Raw genomic sequence first — 25,700 nt, 5'->3', positions numbered from 1 at the left:
TGGAACCGGCGCGCCGGTGACCGTACGGTCGCGGCATGGGACGTGCTGTGGTGATCGGGGCGACGGGACAGATCGGGCGGGTGGCCGTGGGCGCGCTGGCCCGGGACGGCTGGGAGGTCACGGCCGTCTCGCGGGGCGGCGGCCGGGACGCGGACTGGCCGGACGGCGTGCGGGTGGCGCGGGCCGACCGGGAGGACGACGCGGCGCTCGCCGCCGTGGTCGGCGACGGCTGCGAGGTGCTGGTGGACGTGGTCGCCTTCTCGGCGGCGCACGCGCGGCAGCTGACCTCGCTGGCCGGCCGCGTCGGCTCGGCCGTGGTGATCTCCAGCGTGGCGGTCTACGAGGACGGGGAGGGACGCACCTTCGACACGCAGGACGAACCGGACGGTTTCCCCCACTACCCCGTGCCGGTCACGGAGCAGCAGCGCACGATCCGTCCCGGCGACACCTCGTACAGCACCCGCAAGGCGGCCCTGGAGCGTGAGCTGCTGGCCGCCGGCGACCGGCTGCCGACGACGCTGCTGCGGGCGGGCGCGGTCCACGGGCCGCACTGCCGGACCCCGCGCGAGCTGTACTTCGTCAAGCGCAACCTGGACGGCCGCAGGCGGCGGGTCCTCGCCTTCGGCGGCAGGAGCCGCTTCCATCCGGCGAGCGTCCACAACCTCGCGGAGCTGATCCGGCTGGCCGCCGCGCGGCCGGGCAGCCGCGTCCTCAACGCGGTCGACCCCGAGGCGCCGACGGTGGCGGAGATCGCGGCGGAGATCGACGCCGTGATGGGCGTGGAGACGGACACCGTGCTGGTGGACGGCCCGCCGCCCGCGCCCGGTGTGGGCGACACCCCGTGGTCGGTGCCGGCGGACGTGGTGTGCGACATGTCCGCCGCCGAGCGGGAGCTGGGCTACCGCCCGGTGGTCCGGTACGCGCGGACCCTGCCGGAGACGGTCGCGTGGATCGAGGGCCGGCTCGCCGGGCGGGACTGGCGGGAGGCGTACCCGAAGATGTTCCGGTCCTACGGCGACCTGTTCGACTACGCGGCCGAGGACGCCTGGCTCGGAGCGTGACAGAGGGGCGGCGGGGGCCGTCCCCCGCCGCCCCTCGCGGCCGGCCGTGGTGTGCGGCTACGGCTTCGGCGTGGCGTGCGGCGCGCAGGTCACGTCGGCGCCGTCCAGCTTCCCGGTGAGCAGGTAGGCGTCCACCCGGTCGTTGACGCACGGGTTGACCAGGCCGGTGACGCCGTGGGAGCCGGCGTCCCGCTCGGTGATCAGGCGGGAGCCCTTGAACCGCTGGTGCAGTTCGACGGCGCCCCCGTACGGGGTGGCGGCGTCCCGCTCGGACTGCACGATCAGCACGCCCGGCAGCCCCTTGCCCGTCTTGACGTCCACCGGGGTCCGCTGCTTGACCGGCCAGGTGGCGCACGGCAGGTTCATCCAGGCGTTGGCCCAGGTGAGGAAGGGGTAGTCGCGGTGCAGGCGGGTGTTGTCGCGGTCCCACGTCCGCCAGCTGGTGGGCCACTTGGCGTCGGTGCACTCGACGGCCGTGTAGACGGCGTTGCCGTTCTCGGAGGCGGCGTTGCCCGCGGTGTCCGACAGGTCCGGGGCGGCGGCGTCGACGAGGGCCTGGGTGTCGCCCGCGACGTACTTGCTGAAGACCGCGGCGACCGTCGCCCACGCGGAGTCGTAGTACGGGGCGCTCTGGAAGAAGGAGATCAGCTCGGCCGGGCCGACGACCCCGCCGATGGGGTTCTTCTTGGCGTCGGCGCGCAGCTGGAGCCACTTCTGCTGGACCTCGGCGCGGGTGTCGCCGAGGTGGTAGGTGGCGTCGTTCGCGGCGACCCAGTCCTGCCAGTCCCGCCAGCGGGTCTCGAAGGCGACGTCCTGGTCGAGGTTGGCCTGGTACCAGATCTTGTCGCGGGAGGGGTTGACGACGCTGTCGAGGACCATGCGGCGGACGTGGCCGGGGAAGAGGGTGCCGTAGACGGCGCCGAGGTAGGTGCCGTAGGAGACGCCGAGGTAGTTGAGCTTCTTCTCGCCGAGCGCGGCCCGGATGACGTCGAGGTCGCGCGCGGTGTTCGGCGTGGTCATGTGCGGCAGCATCGCGCCGCTGCGCTCGTGGCAGCCCTCGGCGTACTCGCGGGCCAGCTTGCGCTGGGCGAGCTTGTCGGCCTCGGAGTCGGGCACCGGGTCCGGCTTGGGCGCCTTGACGAACTCCTGCGGGTCGGCGCAGGAGATGGGCGTCGACCGGCCGACGCCGCGGGGGTCGAAGCCCACGAAGTCGTACGCCTCGGCGATGCCGGCCCAGACGGGGTTCTTGCCGGTGACCCGGGTCGGGAAGCGCAGCCCGGAGCCGCCCGGGCCGCCCGGGTTGTAGATGAGCGCGCCCTGGCGCTCCTCCTGCGTCCCGGTGTTGCCGATGCGGTCGACGGCGAGCTTGATCTGCTTGCCGTGGGGCTCGGCGTAGTCGAGCGGCACGGTGACCCAGCCGCACTGGATCGGCTTCGGCAGACCCCAGTCGGCGGGGCAGTCCTGCCAGTCGATCCCGGTCTCGGCGGCCCGGGCCGCGGCGATCGCGGCGCCGCGGGCCTCACGGTCCAGGCCCTGCCGGGCGGCCGTGCTCGCGTTCGCGGACGGTGCCGTGACGGCGCCGGCTATCAGCGTGGCGGTGACCAGCGCGCCCGCCGAACCGAGCGCCGTCACCCGCCGCTTCAGTCTGCTCCCTCTCAAGAGGGTCCTCCCGGAGTGTCGTTGACATGAGTACGGGGGATCCTCGCGGTTGTGCGTCGGCTGAGAACAGAGTCGGCCGGACTTCTTTGCCAATCCGATAACCGGAGTTCAGCGTTCGGTCGGCGGATCAGGGGAGAGAAGGGCCAGGGCCTCGTCGAGCAGTCGCCGCAGCCGCAGCGCGTCCGGCGCCACCGCGGTCACCAGGGCGGCGGGCCCGGCCAGCGGGACGACCGCCGCGCCCTCCCCCAGCATCCGCGCCGCCGGCGGCCGCCCGGCGAACTCCGGCCGTACGACGACGAGCTGGCCGACGGCACGGTGCCCGGCCAGCACGGCGGAACCGTCCCAGCCGCCCGGCGCGCCGGGCCCGCAGGCCAGCTCCTGGTCGAGGACGCACCGGCCCGCGATCCGCACGGCGAGCCGGCTGGTGAGCCGTCCGGGCTCCTCGTGGGCCCGCCCGAGCACCTGCTCCTCGCGCAGCACGAGCCGGGCGCCCGCGGCGAGGTCGGCGCGGGTCGTGACGTACAGGTCGCTGCCCCGTACGGAGACCAGCTGCTCCGGCAGCCAGTACAGTTCGCCGCCGTCGGCGACGGTGAGCCGTACGTCGTAGCGGGCCTCGCCCCTGGTCTGCCCCGGCAGCGCGAGGGTGGCGGCGGCCGAGCCGACGTCGAGCCGGGCCCCGTCGCCGACGTCCGCCGCCACCGTGAACCGGTCGCCGCCCAGCGGGCCGCTCATGGCCCCGACCAGCATGACCCGCGCCCCGGCGCCGCTGCCCCGGGTCCGCCGCAGCGCCAGCGGCCCGTCGCTCTCCAGCACGGGCAGGGCGGTGTCGCCCCGGCCGTCGGCCACCGCGCGGATCCGCGCGGTGGCCCGTACCCGGGTCCCGGTCACGCGGCCCACGCGGCAAGCCGCGCCCGCACCCAGTCGGCGACGTCCCGCACACCGGTTTCGCTCCTGAGCGACTGGAACACGACCGGCAGCCCGCCCCGCTGCGCCCTGGCGTCGGCGGCCATCCGCCCGAGGTCGGAGCCGACGTGCGGCGCGAGGTCGGTCTTGTTGACGACGAGCAGGTCGGCCGTGGTGACACCGGGCCCGCCCTTGCGCGGGATGTCGTCGCCGCCGGCGACGTCGATCACGAAGATCTGCGCGTCGACGAGCCCCTTGGAGAAGGTGGCGGTGAGGTTGTCCCCGCCGGACTCGACGAGGATCAGGTCCAGCGGTCCGGCCTCGTCCTCCAGGTCCTCCACCGCCTCCAGGTTGGCGGAGATGTCGTCCCGGATCGCGGTGTGCGGGCAGGCCCCCGTCTCCACGGCGGTGATCCGCTCGGGCGGCAGCACGGCCTCGCGCAGCAGGAACTCGGCGTCCTCGCGCGTGTAGATGTCGTTGGTGACGACGGCGAGCGACAACTCGTCGCGCAGCGCCCGGCAGAGCGCGGCGACGGTGGCGGTCTTCCCGGATCCGACGGGCCCGCCGAGCCCGATCCGCAACGCCCGGCGGCCGCCGTCGGGGCGGCGGGCGTCGGCGCTGACGGCGGCGGGGCCGTCGTGGGAGTGGTCGAGGTGCATGAGGCGGCTCCTTCACAGCCGGCCCGGGCCCTTCCGGCCCGTCCGGCGTTCGCGGTCACGGCCGTTCGGTCCGTGAGGGGGGACAGGGGGCGAAGCCCCCGGCGGGTGCGGGACGAGGCCCCGCACGGGGATGCGGGGCGAGGCCCCGGGGCGGGTGGGGGCGGGGCGGGAACGGCGGGCCGGGGCCGGCTACGACGCGAACAGCCGCACCGGCCATCCCGCGTGCGCCTCCGCCCCGATCTCCAGCAGCGGCGCGGATCCCGCGGGCAGCGCGTCGGTCCCCTCGCCGGCCACCCGCCGTGCCGCCGCCACCGCCCGGTCGGCCACGCGGTCCGTCTCCGGCGCCAGCCGGGCCAGTACCGCGGTGGCGTCGAAGGGGTCCAGGCTCAGCAACCGCACCGTCGCCGCCGCCGGCCCGCTCACGCTCTCGTACGCCGCGCAGTGCGCCGCGTCCGCGGCCTCCAGTCCGGCCGCCCGGGCCGCGAGCCCGAGCACCACCGGCTGGTGCGCCCCCTTGGGGAACGCCCGCGCCAGGGCGTCCAGTTCCGGTGACGGCCAGGTCGCGCGAGCGGCCCGCGTCAGCTGCCGCCCCAGTCGGCGCGCGGCGACGCGCAACGCGGGCGACGGTGTCCGCGCGTCCGCGGCGGCGTCCAGCTCCGCCGGGTCGGCTCCCAGCGCGGCCGCCGCGGCCAGCCCGGCCGCGACCAGCCCGGCCGTGTGCAACCGGCCCCGGCAGAAGTCCTCCAGACTCGCCGCCCCGGTGACGCGCCCGGCCCGGACGGCGGCCTCGGCCCCGCCGGAGTGCGCGTGGCCCCCGGCCGGAAAGCGGCCGTCGGCCAGGACCAGAAGTGCCGTGCGTGTCATCCGGCCGCTCCTCAGAAGAGGAAGTACCGCTGGGCCATGGGCAGTTCGGCGGCCGGGACCGCCTCGACGAGCTCCCCGTCGATGTGCACGGCGAAGCTGTCGGGGTCGATCCGCACGTCGGGCCGCGCGTCGTTCTCCCGCATGTCGGCCTTCGTCACGCCCCGGGTCGACTCGATGGCCACGAACCGCTTGCCCAGGCCCAGCCGCTCCGGCAGCCCGTCCTCGACGGCGAGCGGCGCCACGAAGTTGACCGAGTTCGCGGCCGGCGCCCGGCCGACCGCCCCGTACATCGGCCGGGGCAGGACCGGCTGCGGCGTCGGGATGGACGCGTTGGCGTCGCCCATCTGCGCGTACGCGATCTGCCCGCCCTTGAGGACGAGGTGCGGTTTGACGCCGAAGAACGCCGGCTCCCACAGCACCAGGTCGGCGAGTTTGCCGGTCTCGACGGAGCCGATCTCCCGGGCGAGGCCCTGCGCGAGGGCGGGGTTGATCGTGTACTTGGCGACGTAGCGCCGCACCCGGCGGTTGTCCGCCCGGCCGTCGCCCGGCAGCGCTCCCCGGCGCCGCTTCATCGCGTGGGCCGTCTGCCAGGTCCGCAGCACGACCTCGCCCACCCGGCCCATGGCCTGGGAGTCGGACGAGATGATGGAGATGGCGCCCAGGTCGTGGAGGACGTCCTCCGCGCCGATCGTCGAGGGCCGGATCCGGGACTCGGCGAACGCCAGGTCCTCGGGCACGGCCGGATTGAGGTGGTGGCACACCATCAGCATGTCGAGGTGCTCCTCGGCGGTGTTGACGGTGAACGGCCGGGTCGGGTTGGTGGAGCTGGGCAGCACGTGCGGCTCGGAGACCACGGTCATGATGTCCGGCGCGTGTCCGCCGCCCGCGCCCTCGGTGTGGTACGCGTGGATGCCCCGCCCGGCGATCGCGGCCAGTGTGTCACCGACGAACCCGGCCTCGTTCAGCGTGTCCGTGTGGATCGCGACCTGGATGCCGGTCCGTTCGGCGACGGTCAGCGAGGCGTCGATGACGGCCGGGGTGGAGCCCCAGTCCTCGTGCAGTTTCAGACCGAGCGCGCCGCCCCGGATCTGCGACAGCATCGCCTCGTGGGAGACGGTGTTGCCCTTGCCGAGGAAGCCGACGTTGAGCGGGTAGGCCTCCATCGCCGCCAGCATCCGGGCCAGGTGCCAGGGGCCGGGCGTCACGGTGGTCGCCTTGGAGCCCTCGGCCGGTCCGGTGCCGCCGCCGACCAGGGTGGTGATGCCGGCGGCGAGCGCCTCGTCGGCGATCTGCGGGCAGATGAAGTGGACGTGCGCGTCGATGGCGCCGGCCGTCAGGATCCGCCCGTTGCCCGCGATGATCTCCGTCTCCGGTCCGATGACCAGGTCCGGGTGGACCCCGTCCATGGTGTCGGGGTTGCCCGCCTTGCCGATGCCGGTGATCCGGCCGTCGCGGATGCCGACGTCGGCCTTGACGACGCCCCAGTGGTCGACGATCACCGCACCGGTGACGACCGTGTCCGGGGTGCCGTCCGCGCGCGTCGCCCGGGACTGGCCCATGGACTCGCGGATGACCTTGCCGCCGCCGAAAACGGCCTCGTCCCCGGCGCGCCCGGGCCCGCCGGAACGATCCTCCTCGATCTCGATCAGCAGGTCGGTGTCGGCGAGCCGGATGCGGTCGCCGGTGGTCGGGCCGAACAGGTCGGCGTAGGCGGCACGCGGGATCTCAGGCATCGAGGGCACCTCCGGTCTCCCCGCGCAGCCCCGGCACCACGCGGGCGCCGGCGAGCGGGACGAGTTCGACGTCGACGGGGATCCCGGGCTCGAAGCGCACGGCGGTGCCGGCGGCGACGTTCAGCCGCTTGCCGCGTGCGGCGGCGCGGTCGAACTCCAGGCCGGGGTTGGCCTCGGCGAAGTGGTAGTGGGAGCCGACCTGGACGGGCCGGTCGGCCGCGTTCAGGACGGTCAGCCGGGTGACCTCGCGGCCCTCGTTGCAGGCGATCGGCCCGTCGGCGAACAGGATCTCTCCGGGGATCATCGGGCCCCCGTCAGACGATCGGCTCGTGGACGGTGACGAGCTTGGTGCCGTCCGGGAAGGTCGCCTCGACCTGCACGTCGTGGATCATCTCCGGGACGCCCTCCATCACGTCGTCCCGGGTGAGCAGCGTGCGTCCGGAGGCCATGAGCTCGGCGACGGTGCGGCCGTCCCGCGCGCCTTCGAGGAGGTGCGACGTGATGAGCGCGACCGCCTCCGGGTGGTTCAGTCTCAGGCCGCGGGCCCGGCGCTTCTCGGCCACGTCGGCGGCCACATGGATGAGCAGCCGCTCCTGCTCGTGCGGGGTCAGTTGCACGTCCCACCTCACCATCTCGCTCCGGACCGTGCGGGGTCCGGTCGCCGCAGCCCCGGGGCAAAATCCCTGGTGGCATGAGGGGGCAGGCTAATCGGGGCGGGTTTCGGGCGCGTTAACCGCGTGATGGCCCGCCCGTTCCCCGATCCGGTGCGGGCTCCCCCGCCGAGGCCCGCGGGCCGTCCCGCGGCACGCCGACCGGGCGGGGCCGGGGAGGGGCCGCCGGGCCACGGGGTCCGGCACGGCGGCGGTCGTCGCGCGGGCCCGCGGTCCGGCGGGACGACCGCGCGCACCGTCCCGGCCCCCTGACGGGCCTCGACGGCGCGCTCCCGGGCCGCGCCGCGCCCCTTCCCGGGGGACGGCCGCTGGATCCGTCGGCGCCGCGGGCCCCGGCCGCGTCCGGGCCGCCGGCCGCGGGAAGGCGTCCCCGCCGCGGCGGACGAGGTGCGCGGCCCTCTCCCGCCGGGCGGCCCGCTACGAGGCCGCGGGCCCCCGGTGTTCCGCCGCGATGCCGAACCTCCGCCGCTGCCCGCGCTCACCGGCGCCGAGGCCGAGTTGATCGGCCGTTACCTCGACGTGGTCGATCCGCTCGGCCGGATCGACCCGGCGCACCACGGCGACACCTACCGCGGACTGCGCGCCGCCCAGGCGCTGGTCGGCAAGGCCGCCGCACTGCGTGACGCGCTCGCGCTGATGCACCACCGCGGCGAGCACGGACTGCACGCCCGCACGCTGGCGCGGGCGCTTCGGGCGCTGGACGGCGAGCGCCGCACGGCGCGCGTCACCCTGCCGCCGCGCTCCGACAGTTGAGGCACGCCGCGCCCGGGCCGGGCCGCCCGCCCGGCGGCGGAGCGTCCCGGACCGCCGTTGGAACCGGCTGAACGGCTTACCTCCTATCGGCGTACGCATTCCTGCTCTTTCGGGGCCTTCGAGGTTGCGCAACAGCCGCGTCCCGAGGGTGGAATGGGAGGGTTTCTTCGCTGGTCCGAGGGGTGCGGGCGGTCTTGACAGCGACTCGGACGCACACCTGTCCACCCGAACGGGTGAGTGGTGAGTAACAACACAAATCCCCGGTTCCATTGGGATTTTCGGACATCCATGCGCCAAGATCCCTGTCTGACGACAAGCCCCCGCCACCGCGGCGGGGCGGTCCGGGCGGACGCCGAGTCCTGCCGCCGCCCGGACGACCGGTCGACAGGAGTGGATCGGCAGGAGTGGAGGACCCAAGCACGACGGGTCGCCGGAACGGTCGTCCCCGCACGGGAGACGCCGGGCCGAGCAGCCCTTGGGGTGAAGCCGCGTCAGCGGCCGGGCAACTTCGCCAGCCCGAATCCGACAGGTCATCCTTCACAGGCGGCTGACGAAGGGTTGCGCATGACTGCGCTCAATCGTGTCCCGTCGCTCATGGCCCGGGCCGGTACGGCCTCGGCCCTGACCATCGCCGCCGTGGGCGGCTCGATCGCGGTCCCGGGTGTCGCCTCCGAAGCGGCGGCGGCGAGTCCGGCGACGAAGGCGCTCCAGGTGGCGGCTTCCAAGAAGGGCTCCCCGTACAAGTGGGGCGCCGCCGGGCCGTCCCGGTTCGACTGCTCCGGGCTGACGCTGTACTCGTTCAAGAAGGCCGGCAAGAAGCTGCCGCGCACGGCGGCCCAGCAGTACAACAAGACCCGCCACATCTCCGCCAAGAGCCGCAGGGCCGGGGACCTGGTGTTCTTCCACTCGGGTTCGAACGTGTACCACGTCGGCATCTACGCCGGCAGCGGCAAGATCTGGCACGCCCCGAAGACCGGGGACGTGGTGCGCCTGCAGAAGATCTGGACCAAGAGCGTCTGGTACGGCCGGGTCAGCTGACCCTCCCGGCGGGGCGGCGGCGTGTCGGGGCGCCGCCGCCCCCTCGGGGCGTGACGCGGGTCCACGTGGTTACCCGTGGCGCCATGGCCGACCACCGTCCCTGCACCGCACGCAACGAGACGCCGCTGGAACGCGCGGACCGCAACTTCGGTGAACTGCTCCAGGAGCTGCGCGTCACCCAGACCGGCGTGCAGATCCTGTTCGCCTTCCTGCTGTCGCTGGCCTTCACCGAGCGCTTCGAGGACCTCGACTCCGTCCAGCGCGCCGTGTACGTCGCCACGCTGCTGCTCGCGGTCCTCTCGGCCGCGCTCTTCACGGCACCGGCCGCCCTGCACCGCTCGCTCTTCCAGAAGGGCGCCAAGCCCCGTGTCGTGCAGGTGTCCTCACGGCTCGCCACGGCCGGCCTGGGCGTGCTGGTGCTCGCGTTCACCGGGTCGGTGACGCTCGTGGTGGACGTGACGACGAGCCGGGCCGGCGGGCTGGCCGCCGGCGCGGCGACCCTCCTGGTGTGCCTCGGCCTGTGGGGGCTGCTGCCCCTGCTGGTCCGGCGCGCGGGCCCGGACCAGGGCCGGGGGCCCGCCGTCGTCCGGCCGGCTCCCCGGGCTCGCGCAGCGGTGCCGCCCCGGGTGCCGCCGGCGCGGCACCGGTGACCCTCCCGGCGCCCCGGCCGGCGGCGCCTCCCGGCCCCCTGGCGGAGTGCGCCGGGCGGTCGCGTGACCGTTACGGCTCCTGCCGGCCCGCCGTCGGGAGGGGCTCGGCCGGAACCTGCCACGGCAGTTCGACGGAGACCGTCTTGCCGCCCTCACGGGTCGGCCGGACGGTCAGCCGGCCGCCGTGCTCCGCCGTCAGCCAGCGGACGATCACCATTCCGCGGCCGTTGTCCTGCTGGACGGCGGCGGGCAGTCGCTTCGGGAAGCGCGGGTGACCGTCGGTGACCTCGATGCGCAGCCGGCCGTCCGGATCGAGGGCGAGGGCCGCGGTGAAGGTGGGCGACCGGCCGAGGGTGTGCTGAACGGCGTTGGTGGCGAGTTCGGAGACGATGAGGCGGACGGTGTCGGCCATGTCCGCGTCCGCCGGCAGACCCCACTCCAGGAGCGTGCCGGCCACATGGGCGCGGGCCGCGGAGACCGAGGCGGGCTCGCTCGGCAGAGTGACGGATGCTTCCAGATGGTCTGCCATGACGGCGTCGTCCCTTTCCCCCGGGACCGCGGTCCGACACGACAGCGGATGGTTCGAGTACGGTCCCGGACTGGTGCCTCGCCGTCAGAGTGCCATCACCGGGCCGGTGAGGACGGCGATCCATCGAGATATGCATATATCTGTCGCCCGATACGGTGAAGTCTGCGGCGCGAGACCGTACGGGGGCGGCGCGGAGGGGGTAAGGAGGAGCCCATGCAGCACGGTCCCGCGGTGCGCCGCCGGAAACTGGGTGCCGAATTGCGCGCGCTGCGCGCCGCGGCGGGGCTCACCAGTGGTGAGGCGGCTCGCCTGGTGGGCTGGCACCAGTCGAAGGTGAGCCGGATCGAGACCGGCACGAGCGGGGTGAAACCGGCCGATGTGCGCCTGCTCCTGGACGCCTACGAGGTGCGGGACGCCCAGTTGCGGGACCTGCTGCTGGTCCTGGCCGGCTCCGACGCCGGGGGCGGCCGGCACCACTGGTGGCACGCGTACCGGGGGGTGCTGCCGCCGACCTACCGGGACTTCATCAGCCTGGAGTCCCAGGCCGCGGCGATGCGCACGCTGGAGACCACCGTCGTGCCCGGATTGCTGCAGACGTCGGAGTACGCCCGGGCGGTGACGCGGGCCGCGGTGGACGGGCTGTCGGAGGACCGGCTCGACACGCTGGTGGAGGTGCGGCTGGCCCGGCAGGACGTGCTGCGCGCGGATCCGCCGCTCAGGCTGAGCGCCGTCCTCGACGAGGCGGTGCTGCGCCGGGAGGTCGGCGGGCCCGGCGTGATGGCCCGTCAGCTGACCCGGCTGGTGGAGGCGGCGCGCCTGCCCCACGTGCGGTTGCAGGTCCTGCCGTTCGGCGCCGGGGCGCACATCGGCGTCACCGGCTCTTTCGTTATCTTCTCATTTTCGAGCACTTCTGATCTGGACGTGGTTGTTCTCGACCACTTGACGAGTAGCCTCTACCTCGAGCGGAAAGAAGACCTGGAGGCCTACACAGAGGCCTTCGACGCCCTTCGGATCCACGCCCTTTCCCCCGAGGACTCGTTGGATTACATCGCCGGGATAGCCGCCGGCGCGTAAGGAGGCACCATGTCCGCACTGCCTCGCACCATCACCCTCCCCTCCGAACTGCACGGCGTGCGGTGGCTGCGCAGCAGCTACAGCACGGGAGCGAACAACTGCGTCGAGACGGCCCGGCCCGGGGCCGGCCCGCTCGCCGGACTGCTCGCCGTGCGCGACTCCAAGAACCCGGCCGGGCCCGCGCTGCTCTTCTCCCCCGACAGCTGGGCGGACTTCACGGCCGGAGTACATCGCATCTGATCGACGACGGAAGTTGATCGATTGAGACCGATCAATCTCGGTCAAAATCAATCACGTTCCGTATCGTGCGAGACACGGCCGTGTCACGCCGACTCATGGTCGCGTTTCGCCGATCACCTGTACAGCGCGTTCGATCTGCTCCCCGGAGAGGTCCGCGCGGGCGGTCAGCCTGAGCCGTGAGACGCCGTCGGGTACGGAAGGAGGACGAAAGCAGCCCACGGACAGGCCCGCCGCACGGCAGTCGGCCGCCCACCGCACGGCCCCCTCCGGGGAGGGCGCGCGCACGGAGACCACCGCGGCGTCCGGACGCACCGCTGCCAGACCCGCCGCGGTCAGGCGAGCGTGCAGCGCGCTCGCCACCGCGCGCACCCGCGCCGCGCGCTCCGGCTCGCGGCGCAGGATCCGAAGGGCGGCCAGCGCCGCGCCCGCCGCCGCGGGGGCGAGGCCCGTGTCGAAGATGAACGTCCGGGCCGCGTTGACCATGTGGTCGATCACCCGGGCGGGGCCGAGCACGGCCCCGCCCTGGCTGCCGAGCGACTTGGACAACGTGACCGTGACGACGACGTCGTCGGCGCCCGCGAGCCCCGCCGCGTGCGGGGCGCCGCGGCCGCCGTCGCCGAGGACGCCCAGGCCGTGGGCGTCGTCCACGACCAGTCCCGCGCCGTGCCGGCGGCACGCCCCGGCGAGCGCGGCGAGCGGGGCCGCGTCGCCGTCCACCGAGAACACCGTGTCGGACACGGCGATCGCGGGCCCGTCGTGCGCGCCGAGGGCCTTGCGCACCGCGTCCGGATCGGCGTGCGCGACGACCTGTGTGGTGCCGCGGGCCAGCCGGCAGCCGTCGATCAGCGAGGCGTGGTTGCCCGCGTCGGAGACGATCAGCGAGCCGTGCGGCGCGAGCGCGGTGACCGCCGCGAGGTTGGCCGCGTACCCCGAGGAGAAGACGAGGGCCGCCTCGAAGCCGCAGAATCCGGCCAGTTCGCGCTCCAGTTCCTGGTGCAGTTCGGTGCTGCCGGTGACCAGCCGGGAGCCGGTGGCGCCGCCGCCCCAGGTCCGCGCGGCCCGGGCCGCGGCCTCGGCGACCTCGGGATGGCGGGCGAGGCCCAGGTAGTCGTTGCCGGCCAGGTCGAGCAGCGGCGAGTCGGCGGGACGGGGACGCAGGGTCCGCACGAGCCCGGCGCGGCGGCGCAGTTCCGCCTGTTCGTCGATCCAGCCGAACGCCATCGGTCCTCCGCGTCTTTGTAGGCAGTGAACAGACACTAGCGGCAGCGCCCGCGGCCCAGAATGTGGCAACGCCCACACGTCGAAGTGACAGCGTTGTGCAAAGTCTCCTTGGCCCGGGGCCGCTCCTTACGACAGGATCGGCTCCCATGGACCTGCTGAACACGCTGGTGGACAAGGGGCTTCGGCGCGAGACGCCGACCCGCGAGGAGGCGCTGGCCGTCCTCGCCACGTCCGACGACGACCTGCTCGACGTGGTGGCCGCGGCCGGAAAGGTGCGCCGGCACTGGTTCGGCCGGCGGGTGAAACTCAACTATCTCGTCAACCTGAAGTCCGGGCTGTGTCCCGAGGACTGCTCCTACTGCTCCCAGCGGCTCGGTTCCGAGGCCGGCATCCTCAAGTACACCTGGCTCAAGCCCGACGAGGCCTCCGAGGCCGCCGCCGCGGGCGTGGCCGGGGGCGCCAAGCGGGTCTGCCTGGTGGCCAGCGGACGCGGCCCCACCGACCGTGACGTGGACCGGGTCTCACAGACCATCAGGACCATCAAGGAGCGGAACGAGGACGTCGAGGTGTGCGCCTGCCTCGGGCTGCTCTCCGACGGCCAGGCCGAGCGGCTGCGCGCGGCGGGCGCCGACGCCTACAACCACAACCTCAACACCTCCGAGGCGACGTACGCCGGCATCACCACCACCCACACCTACGCCGACCGCGTGGACACCGTGCGCAAGGCGCACGCGGCGGGCCTGTCCGCCTGCTCCGGGCTGATCGCGGGCATGGGCGAGAGCGACGAGGACCTGGTCGACGTGGTCCTCGCGCTGCGCGAGCTGGACCCGGACTCGGTTCCGGTGAACTTCCTGATCCCGTTCGAGGGCACCCCGCTGGCGAAGGAGTGGAACCTCACCCCGCAGCGCTGCCTGCGCATCCTGGCGATGGTCCGGTTCGTCTGCCCGGACGTGGAGGTGCGCATCGCGGGCGGCCGTGAGGTCCATCTGCGGACGATGCAGCCGCTCGCCCTGCACCTGGCCAACTCGATCTTCCTCGGCGACTACCTCACCAGTGAGGGCCAGGCGGGCAAGGCCGACCTGGAGATGATCGCGGACGCCGGGTTCGAGGTGGAGGGCGCCGACCAGGTGACGCTGCCGGAGCACCGGACGGGCGGCTGCTCCCCGCAGGGCGGCGGTCCGTGCGGCTCCGCGCCCCGGGCCGGCGAACCCCGTACGGATCTGGTCGCCGTGCGCCGCCGGGGCGCCGGGACGGACCTCGCGCCCAATGCCTGAGCCGTCCGTGACCGAGCTGCTGGAGCTCGACCGGCGGCATGTCTGGCACCCGTACGGCCCCATGCCCGGCCGGCAGGAACCGCTCGTCGTGGAGTCGGCGAGCGGGGTGCGGCTGCGGCTGGCGGACGGCTCGGGCGAGCTGGTGGACGGCATGTCGTCCTGGTGGTCGGCCATCCACGGCTACAACCACCCGGTGCTGAACGAGGCCGCCCGCGAGCAGTTGGGGCGGATGAGCCACGTGATGTTCGGCGGGCTCACCCACGAACCCGCCGTCCGCCTCGCGAAGCTCCTGGTCGACCTGTCGCCCGACGGCCTGGAGCACGTGTTCCTCGCCGACTCCGGCTCGGTGGCGGTCGAGGTCGCCGTCAAGATGTGCCTGCAGTACTGGCGTTCGCTGGGCCGGCCCGCCAAGCGGCGGCTGCTGACCTGGCGCGGCGGCTACCACGGCGACACCTGGCAGCCGATGTCGGTGTGCGACCCCGAGGGCGGGATGCACCGGCTGTGGAGCGGGGTCCTGCCCCGCCAGGTGTTCGCCGATCCCCCGCCGGCGCGGTACGTGGAGGCGTACGCCGGCCGTCTGCGTGAGCTGGTCGAGCGGCACGCCGGGGAACTGGCCGCGGTGATCGTCGAGCCGGTGGTGCAGGGCGCGGGCGGGATGCGGTTCCACTCCCCCGCGTATCTGCGGGTGCTGCGGGAGGCGTGCGACGCGCACGACGTGCTGCTGGTGTTCGACGAGATCGCGACCGGTTTCGGGCGCACGGGCGCGCTGTTCGCGGCGGAGCACGCGGCGGTGGCACCGGACGTGATGTGCGTGGGCAAGGCGCTCACCGGCGGCTATCTGACGATGGCGGCGACGCTGTGCACCGCGCGGGTGGCCGACGGCATCTCCCGGGGCGAGGTGCCGGTGCTCGCGCACGGCCCGACCTTCATGGGCAATCCGCTGGCGGCGGCCGTCGCCTGCGCCTCGATCGGGCTGCTGCTCGGCCAGGACTGGGCGGCGGAGGTCAAGCGCATCGAGGCGGGCCTGCGGGACGGGCTGGCCCCCGCCGGCGAGCTGCCCGGTGTGGCGGACGTGCGGGTGCTCGGCGCCATCGGAGTGGTGCAGCTCGACCACCCCGTGGACATGGCGGCGGCCACCCGGGCGGCGACGCGCGAGGGCGTGTGGCTGCGGCCGTTCCGCGATCTGATCTACACCATGCCGCCCTATGTCACGGGCGACGAGGACGTGGCGCGGATCGCGCGCGCGGTGTGCGCGGCCGCGCGGGAGGGATGACATGCCGATCCTGGTGATCACGGGCACGGGCACGGAGGTCGGCAAGACCGTCACCACCGCCGCCGTCGCCGCGGCGGCGCTGGCGGCCGGCCGGTCGGTGGCCGTGCTGAAGGCCGCGCAGACGGGCGTCGGCCCGGACGAGCCGGGGGACGCCCGGGAGGTCGCGCGGCTCGCCGGGGCGGTGGCGGCGGCCGAGGTCGCCCGCTATCCCGACCCGCTGGCTCCGGCGACGGCCGCGCGCCGGGCCGGTCGCGCGCCGGTGCACCCCCGGGACGTGGCCGAGGCCGCCGCCAAGCTGGCCACCGAGCACGACCTGGTGCTGGTGGAGGGGGCGGGCGGACTGCTCGTACGGTTCGACGCGGCGGGCGGGACGCTCGCCGACGTCGCCGGGCTGCTGGGGGCTCCGGTGCTGATCGTGACGTCGGCGGGCCTGGGCACGCTGAACACGACCGAGCTGACCGCTCGCGAGCTGCGCTCCCGCGGCCTTGAGTCGCCGGGCGTGGTGATCGGCAGCTGGCCCGGCGCCCCCGATCTCGCCGCGCGCTGCAATCTGGCCGACCTGCCGGACGTGGCCGGGGCGCCCCTGCTCGGCGCCCTGCCCGCCGGGGCGGCGGCGCTGGCCCCCGCCGCGTTCCAGGCGGCGGCACCGCACTGGCTGGCGCCCCGGCTCGACGGCACGTGGGACGCGGAGGTGTTCCGGATGCGGCACGCGCCCTGAGCAGGCCGCCCCGCGCGTCCCCGGCCGCCGGGGGCGTCGGTCCCGGCGCGCACCCGCGGCCGGGCCGGTACGGGGCGGGAGCGGGGAGCCGCGGCAGGGTCCGCCTGCTCCCGGAGCGGGCCGTCCGGCGCGTTCCGGCGGTTCCGCCCCGGCCGGCCGCGGCACCGCGCGGCGGGCCCGGTCCGCTTCCGAGGCGGTCCCCTGACCGTCGGGCGCCCGCGTCGCACCGTGCTCGAGGGGCCCGGCGCCGCGCGGGAGCCGCACCGGTGCCCGGTCACCGGCACCAGCGGCGCAGTTCCCCGGCGATGTCGTGCACCGACGCCTCACCGCTCTTGACCAGCCGGGCCAGGTCGCGGACCTGCTCGGGGGAGGTGACGACCCGCAGGCCGCTGGCGACGAGGTAGGCGTAGGCGACGGCGGAGGCGAACAGGACGTTGGAGCGCTCCAGGGCGGGGACGTGCACGAGGAGCTGGAGCAGCGCGGCGGCGCGCGCGTGCGGGCTGTCGTAGACGGGGACGTCGAGGATTTCGGCCCGGTGGCGGGCGACGGCGGCGACGAGGGCGCCCCAGTCGGTGACCCGGGGGTCCCCCGGCGTCCGCTGCTCGGCGAGCATCAGCAGCCAGGCGAGGTCGATGCGCAGGTCGTCCAACGGTTCAGCGGCGCGTCTCGCCGGCCTCCTCGGCGAACACCTGCTCGTACCGCTTCATGAAGTCGGCGGCGGCCTCCACGAACGTGTGGCCCGCCTCGCCGGTGTCCTGTCTGACCAGCTCCTCGATGTAGCGGTTGACGCTCATGCCGCGGGCCGAGGCACGCTCCCGGGCGGCTCGGGCGGTGCCCTCGTCCACCCGCACGTTCAGCTGGGTCTTCGCCATACCTCGACGCTAGCGCCGGACCGCTAGCGCGGGCAAGGGACGGTCCGGACGGAAGGCGCTCCCCGTCACCGGCGCCGGGGGCGGGGGCACCCGAAATGGATCCCGGGGCGGATACCGGCTGTGGGCCGGATCACATTAGGCTCGGCCGGGACGAGGCAGTCCCCCTCCCGAGCAAGTCCTCCCTCCCCGAGCAAGGAGGCCCCCTTGTCCGCATCTGCTGCGCAGCACGCGCCGGGCCTCGCGCGGGCCGGCGGGATCGCGGCCCGCGCCCGCGGCCTGACCAAGGCGTACGGTTCGGGCGAGACGGCCGTGCTCGCCCTCGACTCGGTGGACGTGGACATCGCGCGCGGCCGGTTCACCGCGGTGATGGGACCGTCGGGCTCCGGGAAGTCCACCCTGATGCACTGCCTGGCGGGGCTCGACACGGTCTCCGCCGGAAGGGTGTGGCTCGGCGACACCGAGATCACGGGGCTGCGGGAGCGCGAGCTGACCCGGCTGCGCCGGGACCGGATCGGCTTCATGTTCCAGTCGTTCAACCTCGTTCCGACGCTGAACGCGCTGGAGAACATCACCCTGCCGATGGACATCGCGGGCCGGAAGCCCGACGGGGAGTGGCTCGACCAGGTCATCGACGCGCTGGGACTGAGGGACCGGCTCGCACACCGGCCGTCCCAGCTGTCCGGCGGGCAGCAGCAGCGGGTGGCGTGCGCGCGGGCGCTGACCTCCCGGCCCGAACTGATCTTCGCGGACGAGCCGACCGGCAACCTGGACTCGCGGACCGGGCTGGAGGTGCTCGGCTTCCTGCGGCAGGCCGTCGACGCGCTGGGGCAGACGGTCGTCATGGTCACCCACGACCCGGGGGCCGCCGCCCACTCCGACCTGGTGCTCTTCCTGGCGGACGGGCGGATCGTCGACGAGATGGCGCGGCCGACGGCGGAGGCGGTGCTGGAGCGGATGAAACGGTTCGACGTGATCCGCGGCCCGTTCGGCGAGAGCCGGGACCCGGCCGCGGGCGGGGGGTGACGTCGTGCTCAGGGCGACGCTCAGGAGCTTCCTCGCGCACAAGGGGCGGCTGCTGCTGTCCGCGCTGGCCGTCGTCCTGTCCGTGGCGTTCGTCGTGGGCAGCCTGATCTTCTCCGACACGCTCGGCCGCACCTTCGACCGGCTGTTCGCCTCGACCGCGGCCGACGTCACCGTCAGCCCGCGCGAGGGGCTCGACGAGGCGGTCCCCTCCGGCCGGACGGCGACCCTGCCCGCCGCGCTCGCCGGCCGCGTGGCCGAGGTCGACGGGGTCGCCGCCGCCCGCGTCGTGGCGGAGGCCGAGCGCATCACCGTCGTCGACGAGGAGAACGAGCCGGTGAGCCCGACCACCGGCGCCCCCACGACCGGCGCCAACTGGGACCCGGCCGCGCGCGGCCCCGTGGAGCTCACCTCGGGCCACGCGCCCGAGGGGCCGGCGCAGGCGCTGCTCGACGCGCAGACCGCCGGCCGCAGCGGCGTGCGCATCGGCGACACCCTCACCGTCGTCGCCGCGCCGGGCTCGTTCGAGGTGAAGGTCGTCGGCATCGCCACGTTCACCACCGCCAGCCCCGGCACCGCCCTGCTGTTCCTCGACACCCCGGCCGCGCAGACCAGGCTGCTGGGCGACGCGCGGGCGGCCACCCGCATCTCCGTCGACGCCGCGGACGGCGTGAGCGACGCCGAACTCGAACGGCGCGTCGCCCGGGCCCTGGGCGCGGACCGGTACGAGTACCGGACCGCCGCCGAACAGGCCGAGTCGGACGTGGAGCAGCTGGGCGGGGTCCTCGACGTCGTCAAGTACGTGATGCTCGGCTTCGCCGGGGTCGCCGTCCTCGCCGGCGTCTTCCTGATCGTCAACACCTTCTCGATGCTGATCGCGCAGCGCACCCGCGAGCTGGGGCTGCTGCGCGCGCTGGGCGCCGACCGGCGCCAGATCCGCCGCTCGGTCCTCGCCGAGGCGCTGCTGCTCGGCGTGGCCGGCGCCACGCTGGGCCTGGTCACCGGCGTCGGGCTGGCGGCCGGGCTGATCGGGCTGGTGAACGCGCTCGGCATGAGCATCGGCTCCGCCGAGATGGTCGTCGGCTGGACCGCGCCGGTCGCCGCGTACGCCGTCGGCATCGGCGTGACCCTCGTCGCCGCGCATCCGCCGGCCCGCCGCGCGGCGGCCGTCTCCCCGATGGCCGCCCTCAGCGACACCGAGGCCGCCGGGACGGGGCGGCCGCTGCGGGTCCGGGGAGCGGCCGGCGCCGCCGTCGGGGCGGTGGGCGTCGCCGCGCTCGCGGGGTGCGCCGCCGCGACCCGGACCGCCCCGGCGGTGTCCCTGCTGGGCCTCGGTGTCGTGCTGACGCTGATCGCGACCGTGGTCGCGGGCCCGCTGCTGGTCCGCCCGGTGATCCGGGTGCTCGGCGCGGCCTTCCCGGCGCTGTTCGGGGCCGTCGGCCGGATGAGCCGGCGCAACGCCCTGCGCAATCCGCGCCGCACCGGCGCCACCGCCGCCGCCCTCATGGTCGGGATCGCCCTGGTCGGCGGGATGTCGGTGGCGGGCGCCTCGCTGACCGAGTCCTTCGACGAGCAGATCGACAGGACGCTGGGCGCCGACTTCGTCGTGCAGAACGGCACCTTCGTGCCGTTCCCGCGGGAGGTCACCGAGCGGGTGCGCGACACGCCGGGCGCCGGGCTCGTCGTACGGGGCCGGTTCGCGCCGGTCGCGGTGCGGCTGCCGGACGGCGACCGGGTGGAGACGACCGCGGCGGGCTACGACCCGCGGCTCGACGAGGTCGCCAGCATCACGTACGCGCGGGGCGACACGGCCGCCGCGCTCGCGCCCGGCGGGATGGCGATGGAGGCGGACTTCGCCCGCGAGCACGGCGTCCGCCTCGGCGACACCGTCCCCGTGGAGTTCCAGGGCGGGCGCGCCGCGCGGCTGACGGTGGGCGCGCTCACCGGCCGGGAGACCGCCGAGGGGTTCGGCCCGCGGGGCGGGATCTACTTCGGCCTCGGCACGCTGGAGCGGTACGCGCCGGGCGGCCAGGAGTCCGCGCTGTACGTCAACGCCGCCCCCGGCACGAGCGACGACGAGCTGCGGGCCGGTCTGGAGCGGGCGCTCGCCCCGTACCCGCAGGTGCAGGTGCGCGACCTGGCCGACTACAAGGAGCTGGTGCACGACCAGATCGCCGTGCTGCTGCGCCTCGTGTACGCCCTGCTCGGGCTGGCGATCGTCATCGCGGTGCTCGGCGTGGTCAACACGCTCGCCCTGTCGGTGGTGGAGCGCACCCGGGAGATCGGGCTGCTGCGGGCGATCGGCCTCGCCCGGCGCCAGCTGCGGCGGATGATCCGGCTGGAGTCGGTGGTGATCGCGGTGTTCGGGGCCGTCCTGGGGCTCGCGCTGGGCCTGCTGTGGGGCGTGTGCGCCCAGCAGGTGCTGGCGCTGCAGGGCATGACCGCGTTCGCCGTCCCCTGGGGCACGGTCGTCGCGGTGGTCGCCGGCTCGGTGGTGGTGGGCGTGGTGGCGGCGCTGCTGCCCGCGTCGCGTGCGTCCCGCATGAATGTGCTGGCGGCCGTCGCACACGAGTGATTGACTCCCTTCCCGGTCTCGAGTCCTCTGCCGTGGAGGAGAGTTCATGCCGCGCCCGTTCCGCTTCGGTGTCAACCTGACCGTCCCCGCCCCGGCCCGCGAGTGGCGCGCCAAGTGCCGCCGTGCCGAGGAACTGGGCTACGACGTGATCCTGGTCCCCGACCATCTCGGCATGGTCGCGCCGTTCCCGGCGCTGGTCGCGGCGGCCGAGGCGACCGAGCGGCCGCGCCTGGGCACGTTCGTGCTCAACGCGGGGTTCTGGAACCCCGCGCTGCTCGCCCGCGAGGTGGCGACCACGGACGCCCTGACCGGCGGGCGCCTGGAGCTCGGACTCGGCACCGGTTACGTGCCGGCGGAGCACGGGACGGCCGGGCTGCCCTTCGGCTCGCCGCGCGAGCGGGTGGACCGGCTGCGGCACACGGTCGAGAAGCTGAACCGGCTGCTCGCCTCCGCGGAGCACCGGCCGCGGCCGGCGCAGCGGCCCCGGGTGCCGCTGCTGATCGGCGGCAACGGCGACCGGATGCTCCGCCTGGCCGCCGAGCACGCCGACATCGCGGCGTTCACCGGCGCCCGGTCCGTGCCGGGCAGCGCGTCGGGGCAGCTGACCCCGGTCACGGCCGAGGAGCTCGACGAGCGGATGGCGCGCTACCGGCGGCTGGCCGCGGGCCGCGCGGAGCCGGCGGAACTGAACCTGCTGCTCCAGATCGTGGTCGTCACCGAGGACCGGGAGGCCGCCGTCCGGCCGTTCCTGGAGCTGGTGCCCCACCTGACCCCGGAGCAGGTGCTGGACCTGCCCGTCGTCCTGGTCGGCACCCGGGAGCAGATCACCGCGCAGCTCCTGGAGCGGCGCGAGCGCTACGGCTTCAGCTATCTGACCGTCCTGGAGCCCTGCATGGAGGTCTTCGCGCCCGTCGTCGAGGCCCTGCGCGGCGCCTGACCGTCCGCATACCGGAATTCCGCGTCCCGCCGGCCCGCGCGTGATGGGATCACCGCATGACCGATCTGCGGATACGGGCCGCCGGCCCCCAGGACGTGGACACCGTGCTGGCCTTCTGGAGGACGGCCGCCGAGGGCACCAGCATCAGCGACGACACCGACGGCGTCGAACGCCTGGTCGCGCGCGACCCGGAGGCGCTCGTCCTGGCCGAGCGGGGCGGTGAGCTGGTCGGCACGGTGATCGCGGGCTTCGACGGCTGGCGCTGCCATCTGTACCGGCTGGCGGTGCACCCGGAGCACCGCCGGCAGGGCATCGCCTCGGCGCTGCTCGCCGCCGCGGAGGAGCGGTTCGTACGGCTCGGCGGGCGCCGCGGGGACGCGATGGTGCTGCGGCGCAACGAGACCGCGCACCACGCGTGGCGCGCCGCCGGGTACGCGCCCGAGGAGCAGTGGCGGCGCTGGGTGAAGCCGCTCGGCGGGCCCGGCGAGTAGGCCGCGCGACCGCCCGGCGCACTTCTTTGCACATCCTTTACGCACGGAGGGCCACTCGGTCCTCCATGAAAGGTTGTGAGCGTCCGCCCGGGGGCGAGCCGCCCCGGAGCGGACACCGCGCGTTCCTCCCCGTCACGACCGACCATGGGACGGAGGTGACGACGCGATGACCGAAGTACTCCTCCTGCTGGTGGCGATCCTGCTCTCCCTCGCCTGCGGCGCCTTCGTCGCGGCGGAGTTCTCGCTGACCACCGTCGAGCGGAGCGCGCTGGAGCGTGCCGCGGAGCGCGGTGAGCGCGGCGCCCCGGGCGCCCTGAAGGCCGTACGGAACCTGACCTTCCAGCTCTCCGGGGCCCAGCTCGGCATCACGGTCACCAACCTGGTGGTCGGCATGCTCGCCGAGCCGTCGATCGCCGCGCTGATCTCGAGCCCGTTGCGGGACGCCGGCGTCTCGCGTTCCGTGGCCGGCTCGCTCGCGCTGGTGCTCGGCACGGCCCTGTCGACGGTGTTCCTGATGGTCGTCGGCGAGCTGGTGCCCAAGAACTGGGCGATCTCCTCGCCGCTGGCCGTGGCCAAACGGGTCGGCACCCCGCAGCGCTGGTTCAGCGCCGCCTTCCGGCCCTTCATCACCCACCTCAACAACACCGCGAACCGCGTGGTGCGCCGCCTGGGCGTGGAACCCGCCGAGGAACTGGCCTCCGCGCGCGGCCCGCAGGAGCTGGCGGCCCTGGCCCGGCACTCCGCCCGGCAGGGCGCGCTGGAGCCGGACACCGCCGAGCTGTTCGTACGGACCCTGAACCTCGCCGACCTGACCGCGGAGAACGTGATGACCCCGCGCGTCCAGGTGGTCGCCCTGGACGCCCAGGCGACCTGCGAGGACGTGGCGAACGCGACCCGGGCGACCGGGCTGTCGCGGTTCCCCGTCTACCGCGGCAGCCTGGACTCCGTCGTCGGGACCGCGCACGTCAAGGACGTCCTGGCGGTGCCCGCCGACCAGCGGCGCCTGGTGCCCGTCTCCCAGCTGATGCGCGAGCCGCTCCTCGTCCCGGCGACGCTCACCGTCGACCGGCTCCTGGACCGCCTGTCCGGCAAGCACACCATGGCCGTGGTGATCGACGAGTACGGCGGCACCGCGGGCGTGGCCACCCTGGAGGACATCGTCGAGGAGGTCGTCGGCGAGGTCCGCGACGAGCACGACCCGCACGAGACGCCCGACCTGGCCCCGGCCGGCACGGACGAGGACGGCCACGCCCTGTACTCGGCCGACGGCTCGGCGCGCCTGGACCAGCTCGCGCAGGTCGGGCTGCGCGCGCCGGAGGGGCCGTACGAGACGCTGGCCGGCCTGGTCGCGACCGCGCTCGGCCGCATCCCCGCCGTCGGCGACGGCGTCGACGTCGCCGGCTGGCGGATGGACGTGGTGGACGCCACCGGCCGCCGGGCGGCCCGCGTGCTGCTGCGCGCGCCGCTCGGCGACGAGCGGACCGAGCGGCAGGAGGCCGGGAAGTGACCGTCGTACAGTTGCTGATCGGTCTGGCGACGCTGGTCGTCAACGCCTTCTTCGTCGGCGCCGAGTTCGCGCTGATCTCCGTCCGCCGCAGCCAGATCGAGTCGTACGCCGAGCAGGACGACCGGCGCGCCAGGAGCGTGCTGTGGGGGCTGGAGCACGTGTCCGCGCTGATGGCGGCGGCGCAGCTCGGCATCACGCTGTGCACCCTGGTCCTCGGCGTGGTCGCGGAGCCGGCCATCGCGCACCTGCTGGAGCCGGCGTTCCACGCGGTGGGCGTGCCCAGTGGCGCGGGGCACGCGGTGTCCTTCGTGATCGCGCTGGCCCTGGCGACGTATCTGCACATGCTGCTCGGCGAGATGGTGCCGAAGAACATCGCGCTCGCCGAGCCGGTGCGCAGCGCGCTGCTGCTCGGCCCGCCCCTGGTGGCGCTGTCCCGGGCGCTGCGTCCGGTGATCTTCACGGTGAACGCCTTCGCGAACGCGCTGCTGAGGCTGTTGAGGGTCGAGGCGCGGGACGAGGTCTCGGCGACCTTCACGGACCGGGAGCTGGCCGAGATCGTGCAGGACGCCAGCCAGGCCGGTCTCATCGACGCCCGCGCCCAGGAGCGGCTGCACGACGCGCTGGAACTGGGCCGCCGGCCGGTGCGCGACGTGGTGCTGCCGCTGGAACGCGTCGTCTACGCGCACGTGGGCGTCACCCCGGAGGAACTGGAGCGGCTGTCGGCCCGGTCCGGGTTCTCCCGCTTCCCGGTCGTGGACGAGGGGCGCCGGATCGTCGGCTACCTGCACGTGAAGGACGCCCTGGACGCCTCCCCGCGGGTCCTGCCGTTCCGGCTGCGGGACATGCGGCCCATCGCGCGGGTGCGGGAGACCACCCCGCTGGACGACGTCCTCACCGCGATGCGGGGCAGCCGGACGCACCTGGCGGCCGTGCTGGGCTCCGACGGGCGCCTGGCGGGCCTGGTGACGATGGAGGACGTGCTGCGGGAGCTGTTCGGGCAGCGGGCCTGACACGGTGCGGCCGGCCGCTCCCCCGGCGGCGGGCGGGTGCGCCCGGGCCGGGGGGGCGGGGCCGCGGACCGGCGGGTCCGGGCCGACCGACCGGCGGGTATGTGCACGGGATACCATCTTCGTCGCCATGCAGACGAACCCCACGTACACCAGCCTGGTCGCGGTCGGCGACTCCTTCACCGAGGGCATGTCGGACCTGCTGCCCGACGGCACCTACCGCGGCTGGGCCGACCTCCTCGCCGCGCGGATGGCCGCCCGCACCCCCGGCTTCCGGTACGCCAACCTCGCGGTGCGCGGCAAGCTCATCGGGCAGATCGTCGACGAGCAGGTGGACGCCGCGGCGGCCATGGGGGCCGATGTGATCACGCTGGTGGGCGGGCTCAACGACACCCTGCGTCCCAAGTGCGACATGGCGCGGGTGCGCGGTCTGCTGGAGGAGGCCGTCGAGAAGCTGGCGCCCTCCTGCAAGCAGCTGGTGCTGATGCGCAGCCCCGGCCGCCGGGGCCCGGTCCTGGAGCGGTTCCGGCCGCGCATGGAGGCGCTGTTCGCCTGTGTCGACGACCTCGCCGCACGGCACGGCGCCCTGGTCGTCGACCTGTACGGGGCGCCCGCGCTGGCCGACCCGCGGATGTGGGACGTGGACCGGCTGCACCTGACCGCCGAGGGGCACCGCCGGGTCGCGGAGGCCGTGTGGCAGGCACTGGGCTACGCGCCCGAGGACCCCGACTGGCACGCGCCGATGCCCGCCTCGGCGCCGCCGGGATGGGTCACGCGGCGAATCGCGGACGTCCGGTTCGCCCGGCACCACCTGCTGCCGTGGATCGGCCGCCGGCTGACGGGCCGGTCGTCCGGGGACGGGCGTCCGCCGAAGCGGCCGGAGCTGCTGCCGTACGAGGCCGGCGGCGTGACCCCGGCCCGCGTCGCCCCCGCGGCCCCGGCCGGCCCGCCCGCACCGCTCTCGTAGGTTC

27 protein-coding genes and 1 riboswitch are annotated in these 25,700 nt (G+C 74.7%); of the genes, 16 read left to right on the top strand and 11 right to left on the bottom strand.

Annotation, left to right across the window (positions count from 1 at the left end):
• The first annotated feature begins 47 nt into the window (after positions 1 to 47).
• Positions 48 to 1,061, top strand: a complete 1,014-nt coding sequence (locus ACIBAI_RS06600) for an NAD-dependent epimerase/dehydratase family protein (protein WP_399032200.1) — start codon at positions 48 to 50, stop codon at positions 1,059 to 1,061.
• A gap of 57 nt (positions 1,062 to 1,118) precedes the next feature.
• On the opposite strand, the gene ACIBAI_RS06595 is transcribed toward ACIBAI_RS06600, so the two are convergent.
• From ACIBAI_RS06595 to ACIBAI_RS06565, 7 genes are all read right to left on the bottom strand, one after another.
• Positions 1,119 to 2,720 carry an alpha/beta hydrolase gene (locus tag ACIBAI_RS06595; protein ID WP_399031547.1) on the bottom strand — a complete coding sequence of 534 codons (1,602 nt, stop codon included), beginning with the start codon at positions 2,718 to 2,720 and terminating at the stop codon, positions 1,119 to 1,121.
• A gap of 108 nt (positions 2,721 to 2,828) precedes the next feature.
• On the bottom strand, positions 2,829 to 3,617 hold the full coding sequence (locus tag ACIBAI_RS06590) for an urease accessory protein UreD (protein ID WP_399031546.1): 789 nt from the start codon (positions 3,615 to 3,617) through the stop codon (positions 2,829 to 2,831).
• Positions 3,605 to 4,282, bottom strand: coding sequence for an urease accessory protein UreG (gene ureG, locus ACIBAI_RS06585; RefSeq protein WP_399031545.1), 678 nt, complete (start codon positions 4,280 to 4,282; stop codon positions 3,605 to 3,607). Before ureG ends, ACIBAI_RS06590 begins: the two co-directional genes overlap by 13 nt.
• A gap of 189 nt (positions 4,283 to 4,471) precedes the next feature.
• Positions 4,472 to 5,146: an urease accessory protein UreF gene (locus ACIBAI_RS06580; protein WP_399031544.1), complete on the bottom strand. Its 675-nt coding sequence runs from the start codon at positions 5,144 to 5,146 to the stop codon at positions 4,472 to 4,474.
• Between the two features lie 11 nt (positions 5,147 to 5,157).
• Entirely contained in the window at positions 5,158 to 6,879 is a 1,722-nt protein-coding gene (locus ACIBAI_RS06575) for an urease subunit alpha (protein WP_399031542.1), read from the bottom strand.
• Complete coding sequence (locus tag ACIBAI_RS06570) at positions 6,872 to 7,183, bottom strand: urease subunit beta (RefSeq protein ID WP_344604494.1); 312 nt, start codon at positions 7,181 to 7,183, stop codon at positions 6,872 to 6,874. Before ACIBAI_RS06570 ends, ACIBAI_RS06575 begins: the two co-directional genes overlap by 8 nt.
• A gap of 10 nt (positions 7,184 to 7,193) precedes the next feature.
• On the bottom strand, positions 7,194 to 7,496 hold the full coding sequence (locus ACIBAI_RS06565) for an urease subunit gamma (RefSeq protein ID WP_399031540.1): 303 nt from the start codon (positions 7,494 to 7,496) through the stop codon (positions 7,194 to 7,196).
• Positions 7,497 to 7,988: 492 nt separating this feature from the next.
• On the opposite strand from ACIBAI_RS06565, the gene ACIBAI_RS06560 reads away from it, so the two are divergent.
• The 3 genes from ACIBAI_RS06560 to ACIBAI_RS06550 all read left to right on the top strand — a co-directional run bounded on the left by ACIBAI_RS06560 (position 7,989) and on the right by ACIBAI_RS06550 (position 9,991).
• Positions 7,989 to 8,303, top strand: coding sequence for a hypothetical protein (locus ACIBAI_RS06560; RefSeq protein WP_399031539.1), 315 nt, complete (start codon positions 7,989 to 7,991; stop codon positions 8,301 to 8,303).
• Between the two features lie 340 nt (positions 8,304 to 8,643).
• Positions 8,644 to 8,864, top strand: a riboswitch (cyclic di-AMP (ydaO/yuaA leader).
• Between the two features lie 3 nt (positions 8,865 to 8,867).
• On the top strand, positions 8,868 to 9,341 hold the full coding sequence (locus ACIBAI_RS06555; protein WP_399031537.1) for a C40 family peptidase: 474 nt from the start codon (positions 8,868 to 8,870) through the stop codon (positions 9,339 to 9,341).
• An 83-nt stretch (positions 9,342 to 9,424) separates the two neighbouring features.
• Complete coding sequence (locus ACIBAI_RS06550; protein ID WP_399031536.1) at positions 9,425 to 9,991, top strand: DUF6328 family protein; 567 nt, start codon at positions 9,425 to 9,427, stop codon at positions 9,989 to 9,991.
• Positions 9,992 to 10,061: 70 nt separating this feature from the next.
• On the opposite strand, the gene ACIBAI_RS06545 is transcribed toward ACIBAI_RS06550, so the two are convergent.
• Positions 10,062 to 10,520: an ATP-binding protein gene (locus ACIBAI_RS06545; RefSeq protein ID WP_399031535.1), complete on the bottom strand. Its 459-nt coding sequence runs from the start codon at positions 10,518 to 10,520 to the stop codon at positions 10,062 to 10,064.
• Between the two features lie 213 nt (positions 10,521 to 10,733).
• On the opposite strand from ACIBAI_RS06545, the gene ACIBAI_RS06540 reads away from it, so the two are divergent.
• Both ACIBAI_RS06540 and ACIBAI_RS06535 read left to right on the top strand, forming a co-directional pair.
• Positions 10,734 to 11,594 carry a helix-turn-helix domain-containing protein gene (locus ACIBAI_RS06540; RefSeq protein WP_399031534.1) on the top strand — a complete coding sequence of 287 codons (861 nt, stop codon included), beginning with the start codon at positions 10,734 to 10,736 and terminating at the stop codon, positions 11,592 to 11,594.
• Between the two features lie 9 nt (positions 11,595 to 11,603).
• Complete coding sequence (locus ACIBAI_RS06535; RefSeq protein ID WP_344604478.1) at positions 11,604 to 11,834, top strand: DUF397 domain-containing protein; 231 nt, start codon at positions 11,604 to 11,606, stop codon at positions 11,832 to 11,834.
• A gap of 93 nt (positions 11,835 to 11,927) precedes the next feature.
• On the opposite strand, the gene ACIBAI_RS06530 is transcribed toward ACIBAI_RS06535, so the two are convergent.
• A complete protein-coding gene (locus ACIBAI_RS06530; RefSeq protein WP_399031532.1) occupies positions 11,928 to 13,055 on the bottom strand; it encodes an 8-amino-7-oxononanoate synthase in 1,128 nt (375 codons plus the stop codon).
• 146 nt (positions 13,056 to 13,201) lie between these two features.
• Between ACIBAI_RS06530 and bioB the strand changes: the two genes are divergently transcribed.
• From bioB to bioD, 3 genes are read left to right on the top strand one after another with little or no spacing between them, the layout of a single operon-like run.
• A complete protein-coding gene (bioB, locus tag ACIBAI_RS06525; protein WP_399031530.1) occupies positions 13,202 to 14,329 on the top strand; it encodes a biotin synthase BioB in 1,128 nt (375 codons plus the stop codon).
• Complete coding sequence (locus ACIBAI_RS06520) at positions 14,322 to 15,602, top strand: adenosylmethionine--8-amino-7-oxononanoate transaminase (protein WP_399031528.1); 1,281 nt, start codon at positions 14,322 to 14,324, stop codon at positions 15,600 to 15,602. The genes bioB and ACIBAI_RS06520 overlap by 8 nt, the downstream gene beginning before the upstream one ends.
• Position 15,603: 1 nt before the next feature.
• A complete protein-coding gene (bioD, locus tag ACIBAI_RS06515; RefSeq protein WP_399031526.1) occupies positions 15,604 to 16,320 on the top strand; it encodes a dethiobiotin synthase in 717 nt (238 codons plus the stop codon).
• Between the two features lie 274 nt (positions 16,321 to 16,594).
• Here bioD and ACIBAI_RS06510 read toward each other — a convergent pair whose 3' ends face one another.
• A complete protein-coding gene (locus ACIBAI_RS06510) occupies positions 16,595 to 16,969 on the bottom strand; it encodes a fic family toxin-antitoxin system, toxin component (protein ID WP_399031524.1) in 375 nt (124 codons plus the stop codon).
• Positions 16,970 to 16,973: 4 nt separating this feature from the next.
• Complete coding sequence (locus tag ACIBAI_RS06505) at positions 16,974 to 17,192, bottom strand: toxin-antitoxin system HicB family antitoxin (RefSeq protein WP_344604466.1); 219 nt, start codon at positions 17,190 to 17,192, stop codon at positions 16,974 to 16,976.
• 204 nt (positions 17,193 to 17,396) lie between these two features.
• On the opposite strand from ACIBAI_RS06505, the gene ACIBAI_RS06500 reads away from it, so the two are divergent.
• The 7 genes from ACIBAI_RS06500 (at position 17,397) to ACIBAI_RS06470 (ending at position 25,696) form a co-directional block, all read left to right on the top strand.
• Positions 17,397 to 18,215, top strand: coding sequence for an ABC transporter ATP-binding protein (locus ACIBAI_RS06500; RefSeq protein WP_399031522.1), 819 nt, complete (start codon positions 17,397 to 17,399; stop codon positions 18,213 to 18,215).
• A 4-nt stretch (positions 18,216 to 18,219) separates the two neighbouring features.
• Positions 18,220 to 20,787 carry an ABC transporter permease gene (locus ACIBAI_RS06495; RefSeq protein WP_399031520.1) on the top strand — a complete coding sequence of 856 codons (2,568 nt, stop codon included), beginning with the start codon at positions 18,220 to 18,222 and terminating at the stop codon, positions 20,785 to 20,787.
• Positions 20,788 to 20,833: 46 nt separating this feature from the next.
• Positions 20,834 to 21,724 carry an LLM class F420-dependent oxidoreductase gene (locus ACIBAI_RS06490; RefSeq protein WP_399031518.1) on the top strand — a complete coding sequence of 297 codons (891 nt, stop codon included), beginning with the start codon at positions 20,834 to 20,836 and terminating at the stop codon, positions 21,722 to 21,724.
• 56 nt (positions 21,725 to 21,780) lie between these two features.
• Positions 21,781 to 22,215, top strand: a complete 435-nt coding sequence (locus ACIBAI_RS06485) for a GNAT family N-acetyltransferase (RefSeq protein WP_399031516.1) — start codon at positions 21,781 to 21,783, stop codon at positions 22,213 to 22,215.
• 166 nt (positions 22,216 to 22,381) lie between these two features.
• The gene (locus ACIBAI_RS06480; RefSeq protein WP_399031514.1) at positions 22,382 to 23,722 is read left to right on the top strand and encodes a hemolysin family protein; all 1,341 of its coding nucleotides are present in this window, start codon (positions 22,382 to 22,384) and stop codon (positions 23,720 to 23,722) included.
• Complete coding sequence (locus ACIBAI_RS06475; RefSeq protein WP_399031512.1) at positions 23,719 to 24,732, top strand: hemolysin family protein; 1,014 nt, start codon at positions 23,719 to 23,721, stop codon at positions 24,730 to 24,732. Before ACIBAI_RS06480 ends, ACIBAI_RS06475 begins: the two co-directional genes overlap by 4 nt.
• 127 nt (positions 24,733 to 24,859) lie before the next feature.
• A complete protein-coding gene (locus tag ACIBAI_RS06470) occupies positions 24,860 to 25,696 on the top strand; it encodes an SGNH/GDSL hydrolase family protein (RefSeq protein ID WP_399031510.1) in 837 nt (278 codons plus the stop codon).
• The last annotated feature ends 4 nt before the right edge of the window (positions 25,697 to 25,700 follow it).

Origin of the sequence: Streptomyces sp. NPDC051041 (genome assembly GCF_044456065.1) — a bacterium.
In the GTDB taxonomy this organism is placed as follows: domain Bacteria; phylum Actinomycetota; class Actinomycetes; order Streptomycetales; family Streptomycetaceae; genus Streptomyces; species Streptomyces glaucus.
This window is presented reverse-complemented; position numbering and strand designations above follow the sequence as displayed.

Coding starts and splice junctions, on each gene's coding strand:
- ureG (WP_399031545.1), bottom strand. CDS start 4,282: ATGCACCTCGACCACTCCCACGACGGCCCCGCCGCCGTCAGCGCCGAC.
- ACIBAI_RS06580 (WP_399031544.1), bottom strand. CDS start 5,146: ATGACACGCACGGCACTTCTGGTCCTGGCCGACGGCCGCTTTCCGGCC.
- ACIBAI_RS06575 (WP_399031542.1), bottom strand. CDS start 6,879: ATGCCTGAGATCCCGCGTGCCGCCTACGCCGACCTGTTCGGCCCGACC.
- ACIBAI_RS06570 (WP_344604494.1), bottom strand. CDS start 7,183: ATGATCCCCGGAGAGATCCTGTTCGCCGACGGGCCGATCGCCTGCAAC.
- ACIBAI_RS06555 (WP_399031537.1), top strand. CDS start 8,868: ATGACTGCGCTCAATCGTGTCCCGTCGCTCATGGCCCGGGCCGGTACG.
- ACIBAI_RS06550 (WP_399031536.1), top strand. CDS start 9,425: ATGGCCGACCACCGTCCCTGCACCGCACGCAACGAGACGCCGCTGGAA.
- ACIBAI_RS06545 (WP_399031535.1), bottom strand. CDS start 10,520: ATGGCAGACCATCTGGAAGCATCCGTCACTCTGCCGAGCGAGCCCGCC.
- ACIBAI_RS06540 (WP_399031534.1), top strand. CDS start 10,734: ATGCAGCACGGTCCCGCGGTGCGCCGCCGGAAACTGGGTGCCGAATTG.
- ACIBAI_RS06535 (WP_344604478.1), top strand. CDS start 11,604: ATGTCCGCACTGCCTCGCACCATCACCCTCCCCTCCGAACTGCACGGC.
- ACIBAI_RS06530 (WP_399031532.1), bottom strand. CDS start 13,055: ATGGCGTTCGGCTGGATCGACGAACAGGCGGAACTGCGCCGCCGCGCC.
- bioB (WP_399031530.1), top strand. CDS start 13,202: ATGGACCTGCTGAACACGCTGGTGGACAAGGGGCTTCGGCGCGAGACG.
- ACIBAI_RS06520 (WP_399031528.1), top strand. CDS start 14,322: ATGCCTGAGCCGTCCGTGACCGAGCTGCTGGAGCTCGACCGGCGGCAT.
- bioD (WP_399031526.1), top strand. CDS start 15,604: ATGCCGATCCTGGTGATCACGGGCACGGGCACGGAGGTCGGCAAGACC.
- ACIBAI_RS06505 (WP_344604466.1), bottom strand. CDS start 17,192: ATGGCGAAGACCCAGCTGAACGTGCGGGTGGACGAGGGCACCGCCCGA.
- ACIBAI_RS06490 (WP_399031518.1), top strand. CDS start 20,834: ATGCCGCGCCCGTTCCGCTTCGGTGTCAACCTGACCGTCCCCGCCCCG.
- ACIBAI_RS06485 (WP_399031516.1), top strand. CDS start 21,781: ATGACCGATCTGCGGATACGGGCCGCCGGCCCCCAGGACGTGGACACC.
- ACIBAI_RS06480 (WP_399031514.1), top strand. CDS start 22,382: ATGACCGAAGTACTCCTCCTGCTGGTGGCGATCCTGCTCTCCCTCGCC.
- ACIBAI_RS06470 (WP_399031510.1), top strand. CDS start 24,860: ATGCAGACGAACCCCACGTACACCAGCCTGGTCGCGGTCGGCGACTCC.